Genomic DNA, 18,272 nt, shown 5'->3' with positions numbered 1-18,272 from the left:
AGAAATGACGCAACGAATCACTCCAGGGTAAGATTTCCAAATGGCTTGACAGGGATCTTCGTCGGCGGATTGCAATCGCTGCGCGGGCTGTGGTAGGGTTTCGCCTCTTTCCGTGGCGTCGGCCGGCCGACGCCCGCCGCACGGACATGATCCAACCAACGCAAAGACCGGGTGGTCCCATCGTCTAGCCTGGCCTAGGACGGAGCCCTCTCAAGGCTCAAACACGGGTTCGAATCCCGTTGGGACCACCAATTATCATTTCGGCCCCTGGCGGCCACGAGCCGCCAGGCGTTTTCATAATCGAGCCGCACGGTTCGGCCCGCCAGCCGAAGGTTCGAGCCAATCCGGATCGTCCACTCCTTGAGCGAGCCCAGATTGTCCGTGGAAGCCACGGCATGGGCCTGGTGAACCGCGCGGACGAACCGCGCCAGCGGTTCGAGCCAGTGATTCCCCTGCCGCTCAACCGCCGCGAGCCGCGCCGCGACCGAGGACTTCTCCAGCAGCAGCTTTTCCTTTCGCTTGGCGTACTCCTCCCGTGAGATGAGCCCCTCCAGGTGAGCGTCAAGCAGCCGATCGAGCTTCGTCTCCAGCGCGGCGAGCTTCTCTTTCAGTGGTTGAGCGGCAGCGCCCGACGCCGGAGCTTCTGTGTGCTTCCACTCTTCGATCTGCCTCAGCATGGGCTCCACCCAGGCACCGGGCAGGGAGGCGGTTTGAACGGCCTGCCAGAGCCGAGCGGCGAGAGTTTGCCCGTGTCCAACAGAAAGACGATCCGCCCACCGTCCACCGAGTTCCGGGCCAAGCGGTCCGGGTGCCGGCGAGGAGGCCCACGGAGCCATCGCCCTCGGCCAACTCGATTATCCGGTTGAAGACGGGACGGCCCGGAACCTTGGCCGACATGGACTCGGTGAATTCCTGGGCGATGGTGAGCCGCTCCTTCTGGGCAAACTCTCGGAGCTCCGCGAGCTGGCTTTCGATGGACAGGATCTGCCGGTCGTCCTCGTCGGTGGACTTGCGGGCGTAAAGGAAAAACTTCGGTGCGGCATGTGACTTCCTCCTGAATCGCAATGGAGGAGCCCGAAGGAACCGATCTCGTCCATTCCTGCGGTTGGACTCAGCTAGCAGGATGTTGAAAAATTTACCGACACTGGTCGATTTCAGGGGTGAGCCGGACTCTCCGCGTCATCCAGATGCCCTGCGTGGCTCTCTGGATTCCGGTCTGTGTGGTCAGTCCCATGGGCAAGCCCCCCGGCTCCGCTCAGGCCTCGCCGGTCCGGGCGCGCAGCCGACAGAGCCGCAGCAGGTTGTAGGCCGTGCCGACGAGATAGGCCGAATGCTGCGGGCGGCCGTGACCACGGCATCACAGAAGCGCCGGGCCACCTCGTGCTGGAGCAGCCGCTCGCTGTTCTGGCCGAAGGTACTGTGATCGAAGCCCGGCTCATCGAGACTCATGTCCAGAAACCAGCGGAGCAGGATATTGTCGTTGAGCTCCTCGCAGAAGAGCCGATGGCTTCGGATGGAGAACAGCGCGATCAGCAGCTCGCTTTTCAGCAACCGCTCCGGGGGAATCGATGGCCGTCCGGTGTGGCTGTCCATCGTGTCAAAGGTCCGCTCCAGCGTCGCCAGCACCTCATCGGCCTTGACCGTGATTGCGCGCAAGGGATGGGTGGCTGGCACTCGGGCTTCCGGGGACACAGAGCTGAACATGGCCTGCTGATCGGTCAGCTCACCGCGCATCGTGCTCCCTCCTGGTCGGGTGAACGGCTGCACGGTGCCAATACGTAGTCATGGCAAGTCAAGGGAGTTTTTCAACATCCTGCTAGCGGACTGGATCGGTCGAGTCAGGGATGGATGACGGAAAGCCCGAGTACCCGCTCAAAGGGGTCAAAGTCGCGATCATTGTGGAGCAGAGTATGACCGCGTTGGAGGCAGAAGGTGGCAATCAGGCAGTCAATGGTGCGCCGGACCGTGTAGCCCTCGGATCGGAGTCTCCGGTAGTGCCCTGCCGCCGCAACGGCGAGCGTACCCCCTCCCGTCGCGTACACCTCAAATTTGAGCAACTCCCGCAGGACCGTCTGAACCCGTTGACGGTCCACGACTCCCTGGAGCACTTCGCAGAGAATAAGATCGGTCAACCCGAGGCGTTCGAGTTGGAGGTGTTCATCCAGCCACTCGGTCTGCGAGGTCGCGCGGCCACGCAGGTAATCAACCCAGACCGTCGTGTCCACGATGGTCATGAAATGGCCTGAACGCGCCCGCTCCGCATTTCGTCGAGGTCGCCGGTCCAGGCGACCCGGCCGCGCAACTGACGGATGGTCGCCTGCCCGTGGACCTGAACCAGGAGCTTCAACCCGGCCTCAACGACGGCTCGCTTCGTCTTGAGCCGTGAGGCCCGCATGGCCCGCCGGATCAAGCGGTCATCAATGACGATGTTCGTGCGCATTGCCTCGTCTCCGATGTGTATGGATTGTTGAACTATACACCTCCTAAGGTGGAGAGACAAGCCCAAAGGGGTGGGCGGAAGCCTGCAACGTCCTTCAGCGGCCCGGGCGACCTATTCTGTCGCATCCCCGTGGTAGCGTCGTCGGCGGCAACAGGGCGGGCACTCGTGCCCGTTCGCCCGAGAGCCGTTCACGACCAGCCAAGGGGGCATCCGATGTTCTGCACACGCTGCGGCGTGACCGATGACAATCAAGCCTTGTTTTGCCAACGTTGCGGAGCCGCCCTGTCGGGAGGCGGCGGAAGGCCTCAAGCGGCGACGGCGACAAGCCCGACCCCCGAATACGAGCCTCCCAGTTGGGCCTTGCCGGTGCTCGGCTGGCTGGCCTATGCCGTCGGCCTGCTGGGCTTCCTGGCGGGCCAGAACGGGATGGGCGTCGTGGCGCTCATCGCCTCGACCATCATCGTCGGCTGGGACGCCTCCCGTATCGGTGTCCGGCATCTGCAGCATTCCTCGCTGAAAGGCCTCTCGGGGATTGACCGATCCAGCACGGTCGCCTGGACGAGAGCACGCTCGCGGCTTCGGTGGTCCGCCACGACAGGAGTGGACCGATGAAGCGCTCGCGATTGTCCGAAGAGCCAGTCGCCGTTGCGCTCCGCCAGGTGGAAGCCGGCAGTCCCGTCGGCGATGTCTGCCGGCAGCTCGGGGTCAGTGAGGCCACGTTCTCTGCGTGGAAGAAAAAGTACGCGCACATGGGCGTGAGCGAACTGCGCCGGCTCCGCCAACTCGAAGAGGAGAACGGCCGGCTCAAGCGGCTGGTGGCGGATCTCACGCTCGACAAGCCCCTGCCGTCGGAGGCGCTACGAAACAAAGTCCGAGGCCCGCCCGCCGCCGGGAACTCGCCCACTGGTTTCACGGGACGTTTCAGGTCAGCTGTGCGCGGGCCGGTCGCTTGGCGCAGTGCGGCCGGGCCTCCTGGTATCGACGCCGTCGGGCGAAGGACCAATCAGCCCTCCGGATGCGGATTCGCGATCTGGCCCATGCCCGCCCGCGCTTTGGCTATCAGGGGATCTGGGGGCTGCTGCGGCGTGAGGGCTGGCCGGTGAATCGCAAGCGGGTCCGGCGCCTCTACCGACGGAAAGGCTTGCCGCTCCGCATGCGGGTGCGCCGGCGGAAGCACATCGCCCTGCATCGGGGGCCGGCGCCGGGGCCGCCCGAGCGAAAACGATTGTCCGGAGCCCCCCGCGGCTCCTATAATGACGCCCCATGTCCGCGGGGGAGGGGGCGGGATGTCCAACAAGGACGGGCGCACCAGGGGCGAGGTGGAGGCGGCCATCCGCAACGCCGTCATCAAGTTCGAGCAGGAGTTTATGGGCCGCGGCCCCGACGACGTGCGCGCCTTCCTCGTGCGCGATATGGTCCTCATCCGGCTGAAGGGAGTGCTCACCGCGGCGGAGCGGCAACTGGCCAAGACGCCGGAGGGCGTGGAGATGGTCAAACGTCTCCGCCAGACCCTCATCGCCCAGGGGCGGGAGAAGCTCTGCGAGCAACTGCGCGAACTCACCGGCGTGGAGGTGACCGCGCTCTACACGGACATCGACACCGCGATCGGCGAACGGGTCTTCGTCTTCACCCTGGAGCGCGACCTCGAAGCCGCCTTCAAGTAGATTCTCCCGATCCCCTGCGCCATCGGCCGCGCCCCGCCGGAATTGACGCGTTGGAACCGCTTGTGTATAAGTAACGGGACCATTCGACGGGACGCCCCCGGGAAGACCCACGATGTCACCGCGCGAATTCCACGACGGCGCCCAGGACGGCCTCGAGCCGCTGGAGCCCCTCGACCCGGAGCGGGTTCGCTCCTTCGCCGACCTGCTCGTCGCCATGCGCAAGACGGCCTTCGGCGGGCGCCGCCTGGGGGAGGCCTTTGAGGTCCTGACGGCGATGGTCCAGGACCCCGACTGCTTCGTCGTCATGACGCTGTCGGGCGCGATGACGATCGCCAAGATGGGCACGATCATCAGCACCATGATCGACCGGGGCATGGTGCAGGCCGTCGTTTCCACCGGCGCGCTGATCGCGCACGGCTTGAGCGAGTCGGTCGGGAAGGTCCACTACCGCCGTCCGCCGGACATGTGCGACGTCGAGCTGTTCCAGAAGGGCTACAACCGCGTCTACGACACCCTCGAGATGGAGGCGAACCTCAACTACGTCGAGTTCATCGTCTCCAAGACGCTCAAGCGGGTGAACCCGGAGCAGGTGCTGTCCTCCGAGCTGCTGACGCGGGAGTTGGGGCGCACGCTGGTGGACGAGCATGACGGGACCGGCATCCTCAAGAGCGCCTTTCTCCGCGGCGTGCCGGTCTACATCCCCGCCTTCACCGATTCGGAGATGGGGCTCGACGTGGCCACCTGGGCCATGGCCCAGGACCTGGACCGGGCCCGGTCCAGGGCCCAGGGGCAGGGCAACCTGGCCGACCAATCCGTGCTCCGGGAACTGCGCCGGCGGCATCCGTTGTTCAACCCCTATCTGGACCTGAACAGCTACACCGACCGGGTCCTCTCGGCGAAGCGGCTCGGCATCTTCACGATCGGCGGCGGCGTGCCGCGCAACTGGGCGCAGCAGGTGGCCCCCTACGTGGAGATCGGCAACACGCGCCTCGGCCTCAACGTGAAGCCGCCGCGGTTCCACTACGGCGTCCGCATTTGCCCCGAGCCGGAGTACTGGGGCGGGCTGAGCGGCTGCACCTACCAGGAGGGGGTGTCCTGGGGCAAGTTCGTGCCGCCGGAGGAGGGAGGGCGGTTCGCCGAGGTGTTGAGCGACGCGACGCTGGTCTGGCCGCTGCTCATGATGGGCCTGCTGGAACGGGTGCCGCAGGCGCGCAAAAACTCCGTCTGACCCTTCACGCCGCCGCCAGCTTTTCCCGCGCACCCCTCCGGGAGCGTATGAAACCCGCAGCACGCTCTGGTACACTGCCTTTCAGCACGGATCGCGCGGCGCTGGAGCGCGAGGTCCTCGTGTACACCTACCGGGCGGGCGGCCCGGGCGGCCAGCACCGCAACGTCACCGATTCGGCCGTGCGGCTGGCGCACCCCCCGTCGGGCGTCACGGTGACGGCGACCGAGTCGCGGTCCCAGCACCGGAATCGGGAGGTGGCCTTCGAGCGGCTCATCCGTCGGCTGCAGGCCCTGAATCGCCGGCCCGTCCCCCGGCGCCCGACGCGGGTGCCGCGGTCCGAGGTGGAGCGGCGCCTCCGGTCCAAGAAGCGACGTCAGACGGTCAAGCGGCTCCGCGGCGCGCCGCGGGCCGGGGAGGACTGAAGAGGATGGAACGGCCGGGGACAGGGAGACGTCCGGGGGCCGTCGGCCCGGCGGCGGCCGCGCTCGCGCTCCTGCTGACGGTGGGGCCCGCGGGCGGCGCCGAACTCGACGGGCTCATCCGCGACGACGGGCGAAGCCGCGGCAACCCCAAGGCGCCGATCACGATCATCGAGTATTCCGACTTCACCTGCGGCTACTGCCTGAAATTCTTCCGGGACACCTGGCCCAAGCTCCGCGCCCAGTACGTGGACACGGGCCGCGTGCGGTTCATGTACCGGGACTATCCGCGGGCCGAGCAGGGGCCGGGGGTGGACGCGGCGGTCGCGGCGCGTTGCGCCGGGGGGCAGGGCCGCTACTGGCCGATGCACGACCAGCTCTTCGGCAGCGGCGCGCGGGTCGGCCCGGACGACCTGCTGCGCCATGCGAAGGCCGTCGGCCTCGACCTGGGAGCCTTCAGCCGCTGTTTGGAGGAACGGCGGCACCTGGCGGCGATCTTCCAGGACCGGGACGAGGCCGTGGACGTGGGCTTTCGCGGGACCCCGGGCTTCCTGTTGATCCGGAACGGCGACGGCGGCCGCGCCCGCATCGTCGCCATTCCCGGGGCCTTTCCCTACGAGGAGTTTCAAAAGCAGATCGAGCGGCTCCTCGCGGAGCCCGGGACCGGCAAGGGCAAGGGGTAAGTGTTGAATTTTCCGGCCGGCCCCCCCTATGCTTGGGGGCGTCCGGCGGGGATCGGGGACCACCTGAGGAGATCCATGTCACCATCACAGACATTCTGGCCCGTCGAGTGCGAGGAGGGTGAGCCCGACCTCCTCGTGTGTCTCTCCTGTTTGAACGAGGTGTATCGCCGCAAGGTGCCGATGCCCGACTGTCCCACCTGCCACGGCGTCTCGACCTACGAGGCGTTCACGCTGGACTCGATCCGGGACTGGGGCACGGAGGAGCTGATCGCCAAGGCCGAGGCGGCCCAGCGGGAACCCGTGGCGGCGCCCGCCGTCGCGAGCGCCGACTGGATCGGCGAGCTGGCGCCCGAGCCCGAGGATCGGCCGTAGCGAGCCGTCGCGTGACCGAAGCCCGTCCCTTCCTGCTCGGCGGGCGGTGGCGCACCGCCGCCGCCGTCAAGCCCGTTGTCAACCCGTTCACCGGCCGGCCGCTCGCCGAGGTCTGCCAGGCCGGGCCCGAGGAGGCGGAGGAGGCGATCCGGGAGGCCGTCGCCGGCTTCGCCGAGATGCGGCGCCTGCCGGCCTACCGCCGCGCCGAGGCGCTCCAGCGGGTGGCCGAGGCGCTGGGGACGCGCCGCGAGGAGGTGGCGCGGACCATCACCGCCGAGGCCGGCAAGCCGATCACGGACGCCCGGCGCGAGGTAGATCGCGCCGTCCGGACCTTCTCCACCGGCGCGGAGGAGGCGCGCCGCCTGGGCGGCGAGCTGATTCCGATGGACCAGGCGCCGGGCTTCGAGCCCTACGCCGCGCTGGTCCGCCGCGAGCCGATCGGCCCCATCCTGGGCATCACGCCCTTCAACTTCCCCCTCAACCTGGTGGCCCACAAGATCGCGCCGGCCCTGGCGGCGGGGAATGCCTTCGTGCTCAAACCGGCGCCCCAGACGCCGCTGACCGCGCTGCTGCTGGGGGAGATCCTGCTCGGTGCGGGGCTGCCGGCCAGGGCCGTCAGCGTGCTCCCCTGCGACAACGCGGTCGCCGAGCGGATGGTCGCCGACCCGCGCATCGCCATGCTCAGCTTCACCGGCAGCGCGGCGGTCGGCTGGATGCTCAAGGCCAAGTGCGGCAAGAAACGCCTGGCGCTGGAGCTGGGCGGCAACGCCGGCGTCATCGTGGAGGCGGACGCCGACCTCGCGGTCGCCGCGCAGCGCTGCGCCGCGGGGGGCTTCGGCTACGCGGGCCAGACCTGCATCTCGGTCCAGCGGATCTTCGTCCAGGAGGCCGTCTACGACCGGTTCCTCGCCGAGCTGCTGGAGCGGGTCGCCGCGCTCAAGACCGGCGACCCGGCCGACGAGGGCACGGTGGTCGGGCCGCTGATCGACGAGGCCGCCGCCCGCCGCGTCGAGGAGTGGGTCGCGGAGGCCGCCGCCCAGGGCGCCCGGGTGCTCGCGGGCGGGAAGCGGGCCGGCGCGCTGGTCGAGCCGACGGTCCTGACCGACGTGTCGCCGTCCATGAAGGTGTCCTGCCGGGAGGTCTTCGGCCCCGTGGTGACCGTCTCGCGCTACGCGCGCTTCGCCGAGGCGATCGCGGCGCTGAACGACTCGGCCTACGGCCTCCAGGCCGGGGTCTTCACCCGGGACACGGCCCGCATCTTCCGCGCCTACCGGGACCTCGAGGTGGGCGCCGTACTGGCCAACGAGATTCCCACCTTCCGGGCGGACCACATGCCCTACGGCGGCGTGAAGGACTCGGGCCTGGGTCGCGAGGGCGTCCGCTACGCGATCGAGGAGATGACCGAGCGCAAGCTGCTCGTCCTGAACCTCAAGGACATAGACCAGGTCTGAGTCTGCCGGCTGCCGATGGGCCCCGGCCCCCTGCGGCGGTCCCTCCCTGAAAAAAACCCGTCCGCGATATTGCGGAAACCCCCTCAACTTGGTACAACTGCCACCCTGACGCGGCGGGTGCACGTCCTGGACGGGCGGGTGCAGGGACGATCCGGGACGGATCGTGGGAGCCGTCGTCCGCGACCCCGAGACGGTGCGGCGAGGGCGGGTCCGTGGTGGGCCGTGGTTGGCGGCCAAGGGAGGGATGATGGTTCCAACGCACATGTTCTTGACCAGGGGCGTCGGGGTGCACAAGGAAAAGCTGGCGTCGTTCGAGCAGGCGCTGCGCAGCGCGGGCGTCGCATACTGCAACCTGGTCAGCGTCTCCTCGATCCTGCCGCCCTCCTGCAAGATCCTCCCGCGCAAGCGGGGCGAGCGCCTGCTCATGCCCGGGGAGATCACCTATTGCGTCATGGCCCGCAGCGAGACGAACGAGCGCAACCGCCTGATCTCCGCCTCCATCGGCTTGGCGATTCCGACGGACCGCCGCACGTATGGCTACCTGTCCGAGCACCACGCCTACGGAGAGACGGACGAGGAAGCGGGCGAGTACACCGAGGACCTGGCCGCGCAGATGCTCGCAACGACGCTGGGCATCGAGTTCGACGCCAACTCCGCCTGGAAGGAGCGGGAACAGGTGTTCAAGATGGGCGGCAAGATCGTCCGCACCATGAACATCACCCAGTCCGCGATCGGCAAGGCGAACCGGTGGACGACGGTCGTGGCGCTCGCGGTGTTCATTCCGCCGGAAAACCTGCCCAAGAAGGTCAGGCCGAAGAGGTAGGGGCGTGGCGCTGCCGGAGGGCTGGCTCGGCGCGGATCGGAACTTCCTGGGGCTGGACGAGCCCTGGTGCAGCCCCGACCGGGCCGGGGTCGTCGTCCTGCCCGCCCCCTACGAGCACACCTCCAGCTACGTGCGGGGCTCCGACTTGGGGCCCTCCGCCATCATCGAAGCCTCCCGGCAGGTCGAGCTGTACGACGAAACCCTCGGCGTGGAGCCCTACCGCGAGTGGGGCGGGATCGCCACGGCCGCGCCGCTGTCCCTGGGCGGCCGGGTGAACCGCGAGGCGGTGGAGGCGATCGAAGCCTTCGCGGCCCCCCACGTGCGGCCGGACCGCTTCGTGCTGACGCTGACCGGCGAGCACACGGGGGCCCTCGGCGCCATCCGGGCGCACGCACGCCGGCACCCCGGTCTCTGCGTGGTCCAGATCGACGCGCACGGCGACCTCCGCGAGGCCTACCAGGGCAACCCCTACAGCCATGCGAGCGTGATGGCGCGGGTCGTGGACGACGGGCTGCCGCTCGTGCAGGTCGGGATCCGGTCCATCTCGCCCGAGGAGATCGACCTGATCGGGCGCACGAAGACGATCACGACCTTCTTCGCGGCGCAGATCCTGGACCCTGCCGGGCCCTACGGCGGCCGGGCGTCGAGCTGGGTGCCGGACGTCGTCAAGGCCTGCCGCGGGCCGGTGTACCTCACCTTCGACTGCGACGGCTTGGACGCCGCGCTCGTGCCCGCGCTGGGGACGCCGGAGCCGGGCGGGCTCGGCTGGTACGACACGCTGACCCTCGTCACCGCGCTGGCGCAGGGGCCGGGGATCGTCGGCATGGACGTGAGCGAGATCGCGCCGGTGGCGGGGTTCGTCGCGCCCCAGTTCACGGTCGCTCGCCTGATCTACCGCATCCTGGGCCGCATCCGCGCCGCCGGCCGCGCCCGGGCGTGACCGCTCCCATCCGCATCAACAAGTTCTTCACCCGCCAGGGGCTCTGCTCGCGGCGCGAGGCCGACCGTCTGGTCGCGGAGGGCCGCGTGACGATCAACGGGCGCGTCGCCGTCCTCGGCGACCGCGTCACGCCCGCCGACGTGATCGCGCGGGACGGCGTGGCCCTGCCCTGGGGCAACCCGCCGCTCTACCTCAAGTTCCACAAGCCCGTCGGCGTCACGACGACGACCGAGCCGGACGTGCCCGACAACATCATCGCCTACATCGGCCACCCCGAGCGCATCTTCCCCATCGGCCGGCTCGACAAGGACTCCTCCGGGCTCATCCTGCTGACCAACGACGGCGACATCGTGAACCGGATCCTCCGTGCGGAGCACGGCCATGAGAAGGAGTACGTCGTCTCGGTGGACCGGCCCTTCGACCGGGAGTTCCTGGACCGGATGGCGCGGGGCGTCGTGATCCTCGGCCGCCCGACGCTCCCCTGCACGGTCAGGCGGACGGGGCCGCGGGAGTTCCGGATCATCCTGACCGAGGGGCGGAACCGGCAGATCCGGCGCATGTGCCGGGCGCTGGGCTACCGGGTCACGGCGCTGCACCGGGTTCGGGTGATGAACGTGACGATCGAGGGGCTGGCGCCGGGGCAATGGCGGGAGCTGACCGAGCAGGAGCGGGAGCGGCTGTTCGCGGCGCTGGAACGGTCGGAGCAGGGGAAGCCCGGCTAGCCCCGTTCGCCGCCGGGGACGGGACCGGAGGCGTCGGTGTCGAGCGGGAGGGCCGAGGCGGGACCGGCCCCCGCCGCCGGCGCGGCGGGTTGCGCCTCAGGCGCCGGGCGGGTCCGGCGGATCAGCAGGTTCAGGACGCCGATCAGCACGCTGCCGACCATCAAGGCCCGGCTGGTGTCCCGGATCGCCCTGGTCCCCTCGTCCCGCATGTCCTTCGCCACCTCCGCGACGGTTTCCAGCAGGCGATCGAGGGCGAGGCTCACCTGGATCAGCTTGGGCCCCGCGTTGTCGGCGGCGTGCAACTCGGCCTGGTGCCGCAGCGCCGCCTCCTCGTCCTTCGACCCCGCGTTCCAGGCCTGGACCAGCAGCTTGACCGTCCGGCTGGCCGCGGAGAAGTAAGCATCGAGGCTCTCGCGGACGGCGCGGAGGTCGTCTGGCTCGCTGCGGCCGCTGCGGGACACGCGGAGGCTGGCGGCGGCGTAGCGGTCGACGGCGTGCTGGATGCGGGCGTGCTGGTCGGGCAGGGGCGCGGTGATCCGCTCGAATTCCTTCTTGGTCGGAGCCTCCAGCGCGCGGATGACGGTCGTGCGATAGCGGATGACGTCCGCCGAGATGTGGGCCAGGTCCGCCGCCGCGAGCGTGTACTCCGTGTACATGATGCGGAGGTCCTGGTCCACGGCGCTCAAGGCCCGTGCCCCCATCAGGCCGAGCCCGAGGATGAAGGCGCTCATCACGATCTGGCTCGCGGTCGGCCGTGGCAGGGAGATGGTCCAGCGGAGGCGCATTCAGCTCCCTTCGGTCGCGGGCGGACGGTCGGCGGCGCGGGGGGCCGGCGCGGGCGGCTCAATCCAGCGACAACCGCCGGTCCACATGGGCCTTCAGGCTGGGGTCGTTGGAGACGAAGATGACCGACCAGGGCTCGTCCTTGGAGCAGAGCCGGCGCAGGATGGTCTCGCGGGTCATCTGCGGCATGCTGTGCAGCGTGCCGTCGAGGATCAGCAACTGCGGCCGGGCCACGATGGCCCTGGCCACCAGGAGCCGCAGCACCTGGCTCGTCGTGAAGGCCTTGCCCCTCGCCCAGACCGGCTGCTTGATCCCCAGCGGGAGCGCGTCCACCTCCTCCTCCATCTCGACGAACCGGATGGCCCAGCGCAGGTCGTCGTAGGTGATCCCCGGCCGCTCCAACGTGATGTTCTCCTCGAGCGTGCCCTCGAACAGCGAGAGCTGCGAGTCCAGCACCAGGCCGCGGCAGGTGTTCAAGGACGCCAGGTCGAGGTCCCGCACGTCCACGCCGTTGTAGCGGATCACGCCGCCGGTGGGGACGTACAGACCCGCCAGGACCCGCGCGAGCGTCGTCTTGCCCGTGCTCGTGTTGGAGAAGATCGCCACCTTCTCGCCCGGCGCGACCTCCAGGTTGAAGTTCTGGAAGATCGGCGGGGAGTTCGGGTAGGCGAACATGAGGTCCCGGCAGCTCAGGTGGAGGCCGTGCACGGTCGGGTCGGGCAGGGGGACGGTCTGCTTGGTCGCCTCGGCGTCCTTCGGCAGGGCCAGCAGCGACGACAGCTCGGACAGGGACGTGAAGACGTAGAACATCGCGTAGACGCGGCGCGCCACCGTCTCGAAGTTCAGCAGCAGCGAGCCGACGATGACCTCCGCCGCGACGAACTGGCCCAGCGTGATCTGCCCGATGGACAGCAGCCAGCCGGCGATGCCGATCAGGGCGCTGTGCCCCAGCGCCTGGACGACGAACGAGCCCTTGAGCTGGCGGTGGAGGATGTCCGAGCGCTTCTTCCGGGCCGACACGTAGGCGTGCACGAGCTGGTCGGTTTTCTTGAGCAGGAGCGGCGTGCTCTGGGTCGCCTTGAAGTGCAGGAGGTTGTTGCCGATGTTCTGCATCCAGTTCAGGAGCTGGTAGTGCAGGTCGTTCACCCGCATCGTGACCCGCAGCCCGCCCTGGCTGAGCGTCGTGACGGCGGTCAGGAACCCGGCCAACAGGACCATGTTGAAGAGCAGGAAATAGGGATGGTAGAAGACGAGCATCGTCATGCCGACGACGCCGCCGATTCCGACGTTGATCAGGTCCACCAGCATCGCCACGATGGCCCGCAGCAGGAACTCCGACTCGTTGAAGTAGTTCACGTAGGAGGGGGAGAAGGTCTCATCCTTGAAGCGCGGCAGCTCCTTGGTCAGGGCCAGCGCGATCCGGGTGTACAGTCGCTGGATCAGGATCTCCACCGACCGGCTCTGCAGGATCTTGAGGGCGCCGATGAAGAGCAGGGTCACGGCCATGATGCTGACCAGCGTCACGACCATGATCGGCTGGATCGCGAAGGCGAAGGTGTTGACCAACTCCTGGACCGTCAAGGGGACGATCAGGGAGAACAGGCCGATGGTCAGGGCGTAGGAGACGATCAGGGCGAGAATCCGCTTCTCGAGGCGGAGGAGCAGCCCGATGCGCCCGATCGTGTCCCGCATGAGCCCGGCGGGGGAATCTTGCGGGGGTCTGTGCTGGTACATGCCGTTCGTTTCACGCCGGACGGCCGCCCTGTCGGCGCCCGGCGGGATTCACCTCATCGCTCGGCCGGCGCCGAGCTCCGGGCGGTCAGGGCCGCTGCTTGTACGTGACCGGGACCACGGGCGTCGGCGTCCCCGCCCAGGCGCCGATGGCCCACTGGTACAGGGCCAGCGCCTTCTGGTAGTCCGCGCGGGCCCGGATGAGCTGATTCTCGGAATCCACCGCGTTCCGCTCCCGGATGTTGACGAACAGGACGCTGGTCGCCCCGAGGTTGAAGCGGAAGCGCTCGCCCTCCTCCAGCGTCTTGGCCATGCGGAGCGCGTCCGCGGCGGCGACGATCCGCTGCTTCGCCCGCTCGATGGCCGAGAGCGCGTTGTCCACGTCCATGACCGCCTGCTGCTGCCGGTAGAGCTGGAGCAGGACGAGCTTGTCGGCCTTGCCCTGCGCCTCCAGGACCTCGCCGCGCGACCGCCGCTGGAAGATCGGCACCCGCAGCTCGACGCCGAACCGGTAGCCCAGGCCGAGGACGAACTTCTCGGGGTTTCGGGCCGGGGCGGCCTCCGCGTCCAGGCTCGGCAGGAGGTTGTTCTTCGCGAGCTCCAGGTCGATGTTGTTGATCAACGCCTCGATCTCGACCTCCTTGATCTCCGGCCGCGCGCGCTTGGCCGCGACCTTGTCCGCCTCCACGGTCTCGGGCGCCGGCGGCTCGCTCTCCTTGGGAAAGTCCGGCGCCCGGTCCGTCTTGGGGCGGACCGGTTCCTGGCCGTTCCAGAGGAACATCGAGAGCTTGTACTGCTCCTGTTCCACCAGGCGCGTGGCGGCGATCAGGATCTCCTTGCGGCGCTGCACCTCCTGGTTGGCTTCCACCACGTCGAGGGGGGCCACCGCGCCGGCCTTGGCGCGGCCTTCGATCTGCTTGAGGCGGTCCTCCGCGACCTTCAGCGCGCGCCGCTGGACGTCCATGAGCTTGACCGCCGCGACCCAGTCCCAGTACTGGCTCGCCCCGGCCAGAAAGAGGTCCTGCCGCGTCTGGGCGATCTGGACGTCCGCCTTGGGGTCGGCCAGGCCGGACCGCTGCAGCTCGGCGTTCTCCGGGTTGGTCAGCAGGCCGCGGAGCAGCGGCACGCTGGCGCCCAGGAGCAACTGCTGGTTGGTGCCGATCTTCAGGTCGGGGATCTTGGCGTCCGCGCCGACGGCCAGCCGATAGCCCGCCATGCCCCTGATCCCGGAGGGGTCGCGCAGGTCCACGAAGTAGTCGCTGAAGCCGGCGGTCTTCGTCTCCGTCTGGCCGGAGGGGATGAACCGCTCGATCTCGTTGTCGATGACGGCCTGCGGCTCGAACTGGCCGAGGGCCTTGAGCAGCTTGCCCTTGGCGACGATCTTCTCCGTGCCGGAGCCCTGGAGCAGGGGGTGGGCGCGGTCGATCTGCTCCAGGACCTCCGTCAGCGTCAGGGGAATCGCCGCCAGCGTCGGCGGGGTGGATTCCGCGGCGAAGGCCGGCGGGAGGCCGCCGAACAGCAGGCCGGCGACCAGGGCCGGGCGCAGGACGGATGTGAGCGTCCGCATCATGGGTGCACTCCTTTCGCGAATCCTGCCTCTCCGGCGCGGCCGGCGCCGCGCGTCTCGACCGGATCGACGGGGCGCCAGGCGCGCGGCGCCGGACCGTGCGGCGTCACTTCGTGCTGCGTCCTGCCCTGGGCAGCAGCGTGTCCAGCAGGCTCGGCGGCCCCTCCTGATAATCGGGCGGGAACAGGTTGAAGCGGCGCCAGAGCTCGTACCACAGCGGGACCCGGTTCAGGATGACCCAGCCCATGACCTTGGTGCCCTGGCGGACATGCGCCTGGTCCGGCCACGGCCGCTCGTTCGGGTCGGGCACGACCCAGAAGCGGAAATTCCCCTTCCCGTCGTCCACCTGGTCCACGACCTTGATGACGCCGCCGAAGGTGCCCGCCATCAGCTCCGGCCAGGCCGGCAGCGGAATGGCCGGGATGCCGTAGAAGAGCAGGCGCACCTTGCGGCCGGGGTTCAGCAGGGGCGCGTCGAGGCCGTCCGCGACGAGCTCGACCGCCTTGTCCGCGCTGGTGGGCGACACGCGCACCAGACGATCGCCCTGCCGCACGGTCTCCCCCGCGCCCACCTGGGCCATGCGCACGACGGTCCCGTCGATGGGCGCCAGCACGCGGCTGGCGATCCGGCGCTGGGTCGCGTTGGACAGGCGCAGCGAGACGTCGGCGAGCTGGTCCGCCGCGCGCGCGGCTTCCGCAAACGCCCCCGCCCGCGCGGCCTCGGCGTCGAGGAGCCGCTGCAGCACTTCGGCCTTGACCTGGTCGCGGCCGAAGCTCAAGGCCCGCATGGACTGGTGCGCCGCTTTCAGATTCGCCTCCGCCGCCTGTAACTCGGCCTTGGTCCCGATCGCCGCCTGGATCGACAGCTCCAGCTCGCGCTGGGAGACGAGCCCGTGCTCCGCGAGTTGGCGGTTCCGGTCCACGTTGAGGTTGGCCGTGTCCACGGCGATCCGCGCGGCGGAGACCTTCTGTTCGGCCTCGCGGACCTTGTTCTCGGCTTCCTGCACCCGGGCGCCGGCGGAGGGGACGGCGGCCTTGACGAGGTTCTGCATCTCCGCGATCCGTTTTTCCAATTGATCGGCGCGGTCCAGGGCCGCCTTGCGGGTCTGCTCCAGGGCGAGCTTGCGCTGCTCCAACTGGACGAGCAGGTCTGGCGCCATGTACATGGGGTCCACGTCGTCCAGCTCCAGTATGAGGTCGCCCTGCTTGACCCGCGCGCCCTCGTAGACGTGCCATTTCTTGAGGCGGCCGGTGATCTGGGCCTCGATGTCCTGGGGGCGCTCGTAGGGCGTGTAGGCCGAGAGCTGGCCGGTGGCGGTGATGGTCTGGGTCCAGGGCACGAAGGCAACGAGCAGGAAGAAGAACAGCAGCAGCTTGACGGCCGTCCGGCCGTAGGTGCGCAGATACTGAGGGATGCGCACCAACTCCCAGGCTCGGAGCTGCATCGAGGCGGCGAAATCGTCCACCTCGATATCCTCCATTCCCGTGGGATGGAAGACCAGCGACCGGACCTTCCCCTTGATGGTCTCCTGGATACGCTGCGGCACCGGTGCCTCCGCGCGGACGTGCGCTTCCCCGCATGATAGAAGATTTTGACAACGTGGTCAAATTCGTCCGGGACCGCCGGGGCGTCCGGCCGCGGCCTTGACGCTCCGGGGGAGACCGACTACAGTGGGCGCGCCGGGGCGGGGGGCGACCAGGAGAGCGGGAGGCGGCATGGGGGGAAGACGGGCGACGAGGGCGGGGAAGCTCGCGGCTTCAAACCCGCCGCTGGTGGGGGTGGTGGGCGGCAGCCGGACGGACTTCCCGGTCTTGGAGAAGGCCGTGGCGGTCCTGACGGAGCTGGGCGTGCGCAGCGAGCTGTTGGTCGTCTCCGCCCACCGCACGCCGGACCGGCTGTTCCAGTACGCCGAGGAGGCGCCGGACCGCGGGATCGAGGTCATCATCGCCGGGGCCGGGGGCGCCGCCCATCTGCCGGGGATGCTGGCCGCCAAGACGCACCTGCCGGTCATCGGCGTGCCCATCCCGACCGAGAACCTTCGGGGGCTGGATTCCCTCCTCTCGATCGTCCAGATGCCGCGCGGCGTGCCGGTGGCGACCGTGGCGATCGGCGGCGGCGAAAACGCGGGGCTCCTCGCGGCGCAGATCCTCGCCGGCCGGTTCCCGCTCGTCCGCGATCGGTTGATCGCCTTCCGCCGCGCCCAGACCGAGGCGGCCGTCGCCTCCTCCCCGGAGCGGCAGCGGGCGTCGGGCCGCCGGGGCCGACGAGGCGGCTAGCATGGCGGATCGGATCGAGCCCGGCGCGATGGTGGCCGTGCTGGGCGGCGGCCAGCTCGGCGCCATGTTCGCGGCGGCCGCCAAGCGGCTCGGGTATCGCGTCGCCGTGTGGGACCCGGACCCCGACGCGCCGGCGCTCCGGCTCGCGGATCGGGCGGTCTGCGCGGCCTTCACCGACCCGGAGCCCGTCCGGCTGCTGACCGCCGCGGCGCGGGCCGTCACCTACGAATGGGAGAACGTCCCGGTCGCGGCCCCCGAGGCCCTGGAGCGGGTCCTGCCCGTCAGGCCCTCCGCCAGGGTGCTGCAGCTCCTCCAGAATCGCCTGACCCAGAAGACCTTCCTCGCCGGACGGGGCATTCCCGTCGCGCCCTTCCGTCCCCTCCGAGAGCCGCCCGACCTGCGCGCCGTCGAGGAATTGGGGTTCCCCTGCCTCTGCAAGACCGCGACCTCCGGCTACGACGGCAAGGGACAGTGGCGACTGGACGGGGCGGACGACGTGGCGGCGTTGGCGGACCGGCTGTTCGTTCAGCCGCGAAGCCCGGGGCACAGCGAGTGGGTGCTGGAGCGATTCCTCCCGTTCCAGCAGGAGCTGTCCGTCCTGGTCGCGCGGGGCGTGGACGGGGGCCATCGCGTCTATCCCGCCGTGAGCAACCTCCATGAAGGGGGCATCCTGCGGCTGACGCGCGTCCCCGCCGCCGTGGAGGCGGGGACGGCGGGGCGGGCGGAGGCGCTGGCCCTCTCCGTGGTCGAGGCCCTGGATGCGGTGGGCGTGCTGTGCGTCGAGCTGTTCTTGATGGCCGACGGCCGGCTGTTCGTCAACGAGGTCGCGCCGCGCCCGCACAACTCGGGGCACTACACGCTGGACGCCTGCACCGTCTCCCAGTTCGAGCAGCAGGTGCGCGCGGTCTGCGGCCTGCCGCTCGGCGAGGTCCGCCTGCTCAGCTCCGCCGTCATGCTGAACTTGCTGGGGGAGGACCTCACGCGCGCCACGACCGGCGAGGGCCTGGCGGCGCTCCTGGGCCGGCCGGGCGCCGCGCTGCACGTGTACGGCAAGGCCGCGATCCGGCCCGGCCGCAAGATGGGGCACGTGACCTTCCTCGCCGAGAAGGCCGACGAGGCCTGGGAGGCGGCGACCGCCTTCCGCAGGGTGCTCGGCCATCGACCGGCTTGAAG

The 18,272-nt window shown here is 69.5% G+C and carries 21 protein-coding genes, 1 tRNA gene and 2 pseudogenes; 16 read left to right on the top strand and 8 right to left on the bottom strand.

From position 1 onward, the window contains the following. Positions 1–173: 173 nt before the first annotated feature. Positions 174–251: transfer RNA gene (locus tag AC1U7O_RS15065), tRNA-Glu, on the top strand. A gap of 144 nt (positions 252–395) precedes the next feature. Next, on the top strand, positions 396–539 hold the full coding sequence (locus AC1U7O_RS15060; RefSeq protein WP_479895658.1) for a hypothetical protein: 144 nt from the start codon (positions 396–398) through the stop codon (positions 537–539). A 22-nt stretch (positions 540–561) separates the two neighbouring features. On the opposite strand, the gene AC1U7O_RS15055 is transcribed toward AC1U7O_RS15060, so the two are convergent. From AC1U7O_RS15055 to AC1U7O_RS15040, 4 genes are all read right to left on the bottom strand, one after another. Next, complete coding sequence (locus AC1U7O_RS15055; protein WP_479895657.1) at positions 562–1,065, bottom strand: recombinase family protein; 504 nt, start codon at positions 1,063–1,065, stop codon at positions 562–564. Positions 1,066–1,224: 159 nt separating this feature from the next. Further along, positions 1,225–1,734, bottom strand: coding sequence for a transposase (locus tag AC1U7O_RS15050; protein WP_479895656.1), 510 nt, complete (start codon positions 1,732–1,734; stop codon positions 1,225–1,227). Positions 1,735–1,838: 104 nt separating this feature from the next. Further along, on the bottom strand, positions 1,839–2,234 hold the full coding sequence (vapC, locus tag AC1U7O_RS15045; protein WP_479895655.1) for a type II toxin-antitoxin system VapC family toxin: 396 nt from the start codon (positions 2,232–2,234) through the stop codon (positions 1,839–1,841). Further along, complete coding sequence (locus AC1U7O_RS15040) at positions 2,231–2,440, bottom strand: type II toxin-antitoxin system VapB family antitoxin (protein ID WP_479895653.1); 210 nt, start codon at positions 2,438–2,440, stop codon at positions 2,231–2,233. The genes vapC and AC1U7O_RS15040 overlap by 4 nt, the downstream gene beginning before the upstream one ends. Positions 2,441–2,800: 360 nt before the next feature. On the opposite strand from AC1U7O_RS15040, the gene AC1U7O_RS15035 reads away from it, so the two are divergent. From AC1U7O_RS15035 to AC1U7O_RS14980, 12 genes and pseudogenes are all read left to right on the top strand, one after another. Next, positions 2,801–3,052: a hypothetical protein gene (locus AC1U7O_RS15035; RefSeq protein WP_479895652.1), complete on the top strand. Its 252-nt coding sequence runs from the start codon at positions 2,801–2,803 to the stop codon at positions 3,050–3,052. Beyond that, a pseudogene (locus AC1U7O_RS15030) lies at positions 3,049–3,249 on the top strand (transposase); the annotation flags it as partial. The gene AC1U7O_RS15035 and the pseudogene AC1U7O_RS15030, both read left to right, overlap by 4 nt. A gap of 206 nt (positions 3,250–3,455) precedes the next feature. Beyond that, a pseudogene (locus tag AC1U7O_RS15025) lies at positions 3,456–3,596 on the top strand (IS3 family transposase); the annotation flags it as partial. A gap of 130 nt (positions 3,597–3,726) precedes the next feature. Further along, positions 3,727–4,104: a Na-translocating system protein MpsC family protein gene (locus AC1U7O_RS15020; protein ID WP_479895651.1), complete on the top strand. Its 378-nt coding sequence runs from the start codon at positions 3,727–3,729 to the stop codon at positions 4,102–4,104. Positions 4,105–4,216: 112 nt separating this feature from the next. Beyond that, positions 4,217–5,332 carry a deoxyhypusine synthase family protein gene (locus AC1U7O_RS15015; RefSeq protein WP_479895650.1) on the top strand — a complete coding sequence of 372 codons (1,116 nt, stop codon included), beginning with the start codon at positions 4,217–4,219 and terminating at the stop codon, positions 5,330–5,332. A 47-nt stretch (positions 5,333–5,379) separates the two neighbouring features. Further along, on the top strand, positions 5,380–5,754 hold the full coding sequence (locus AC1U7O_RS15010) for a peptide chain release factor-like protein (RefSeq protein ID WP_479895649.1): 375 nt from the start codon (positions 5,380–5,382) through the stop codon (positions 5,752–5,754). Between the two features lie 5 nt (positions 5,755–5,759). Then, the gene (locus AC1U7O_RS15005; protein ID WP_479895648.1) at positions 5,760–6,434 is read left to right on the top strand and encodes a DsbA family protein; all 675 of its coding nucleotides are present in this window, start codon (positions 5,760–5,762) and stop codon (positions 6,432–6,434) included. A gap of 75 nt (positions 6,435–6,509) precedes the next feature. Next, on the top strand, positions 6,510–6,806 hold the full coding sequence (locus AC1U7O_RS15000; protein ID WP_479895647.1) for a hypothetical protein: 297 nt from the start codon (positions 6,510–6,512) through the stop codon (positions 6,804–6,806). 11 nt (positions 6,807–6,817) lie between these two features. Further along, the gene (locus tag AC1U7O_RS14995; protein WP_479895646.1) at positions 6,818–8,257 is read left to right on the top strand and encodes an aldehyde dehydrogenase family protein; all 1,440 of its coding nucleotides are present in this window, start codon (positions 6,818–6,820) and stop codon (positions 8,255–8,257) included. 244 nt (positions 8,258–8,501) lie between these two features. Continuing rightward, complete coding sequence (locus AC1U7O_RS14990) at positions 8,502–9,080, top strand: pyruvoyl-dependent arginine decarboxylase (RefSeq protein WP_479895645.1); 579 nt, start codon at positions 8,502–8,504, stop codon at positions 9,078–9,080. Between the two features lie 4 nt (positions 9,081–9,084). Continuing rightward, entirely contained in the window at positions 9,085–10,020 is a 936-nt protein-coding gene (gene speB / locus AC1U7O_RS14985; RefSeq protein WP_479895644.1) for an agmatinase, read from the top strand. An 8-nt stretch (positions 10,021–10,028) separates the two neighbouring features. Beyond that, on the top strand, positions 10,029–10,742 hold the full coding sequence (locus AC1U7O_RS14980; RefSeq protein ID WP_479895669.1) for a pseudouridine synthase: 714 nt from the start codon (positions 10,029–10,031) through the stop codon (positions 10,740–10,742). On the opposite strand, the gene AC1U7O_RS14975 is transcribed toward AC1U7O_RS14980, so the two are convergent. The 4 genes from AC1U7O_RS14975 to AC1U7O_RS14960 all read right to left on the bottom strand — a co-directional run bounded on the left by AC1U7O_RS14975 (position 10,739) and on the right by AC1U7O_RS14960 (position 16,369). Then, positions 10,739–11,527, bottom strand: coding sequence for an MCP four helix bundle domain-containing protein (locus AC1U7O_RS14975; RefSeq protein WP_479895643.1), 789 nt, complete (start codon positions 11,525–11,527; stop codon positions 10,739–10,741). The two genes, AC1U7O_RS14980 and AC1U7O_RS14975, sit on opposite strands and share 4 nt — an antisense overlap. Before the next feature lie 58 nt (positions 11,528–11,585). Continuing rightward, complete coding sequence (locus AC1U7O_RS14970; protein ID WP_479895642.1) at positions 11,586–13,259, bottom strand: ATP-binding cassette domain-containing protein; 1,674 nt, start codon at positions 13,257–13,259, stop codon at positions 11,586–11,588. 85 nt (positions 13,260–13,344) lie between these two features. Further along, on the bottom strand, positions 13,345–14,826 hold the full coding sequence (locus AC1U7O_RS14965) for a TolC family protein (protein ID WP_479895641.1): 1,482 nt from the start codon (positions 14,824–14,826) through the stop codon (positions 13,345–13,347). Positions 14,827–14,929: 103 nt separating this feature from the next. Beyond that, positions 14,930–16,369: an HlyD family secretion protein gene (locus AC1U7O_RS14960; protein WP_479895640.1), complete on the bottom strand. Its 1,440-nt coding sequence runs from the start codon at positions 16,367–16,369 to the stop codon at positions 14,930–14,932. 169 nt (positions 16,370–16,538) lie between these two features. Here AC1U7O_RS14960 and purE point away from each other — a divergent pair, with 169 nt between their 5' ends. Both purE and AC1U7O_RS14950 read left to right on the top strand, forming a co-directional pair. Then, complete coding sequence (gene purE / locus AC1U7O_RS14955; protein WP_479895639.1) at positions 16,539–17,099, top strand: 5-(carboxyamino)imidazole ribonucleotide mutase; 561 nt, start codon at positions 16,539–16,541, stop codon at positions 17,097–17,099. A 1-nt stretch (position 17,100) separates the two neighbouring features. Further along, a complete protein-coding gene (locus AC1U7O_RS14950; protein WP_479895638.1) occupies positions 17,101–18,270 on the top strand; it encodes a 5-(carboxyamino)imidazole ribonucleotide synthase in 1,170 nt (389 codons plus the stop codon). Positions 18,271–18,272 lie beyond the last annotated feature (2 nt).

The sequence above is a fragment of the Candidatus Nitrospira neuquenensis genome (genome assembly GCF_979578155.1).
This window is presented reverse-complemented; position numbering and strand designations above follow the sequence as displayed.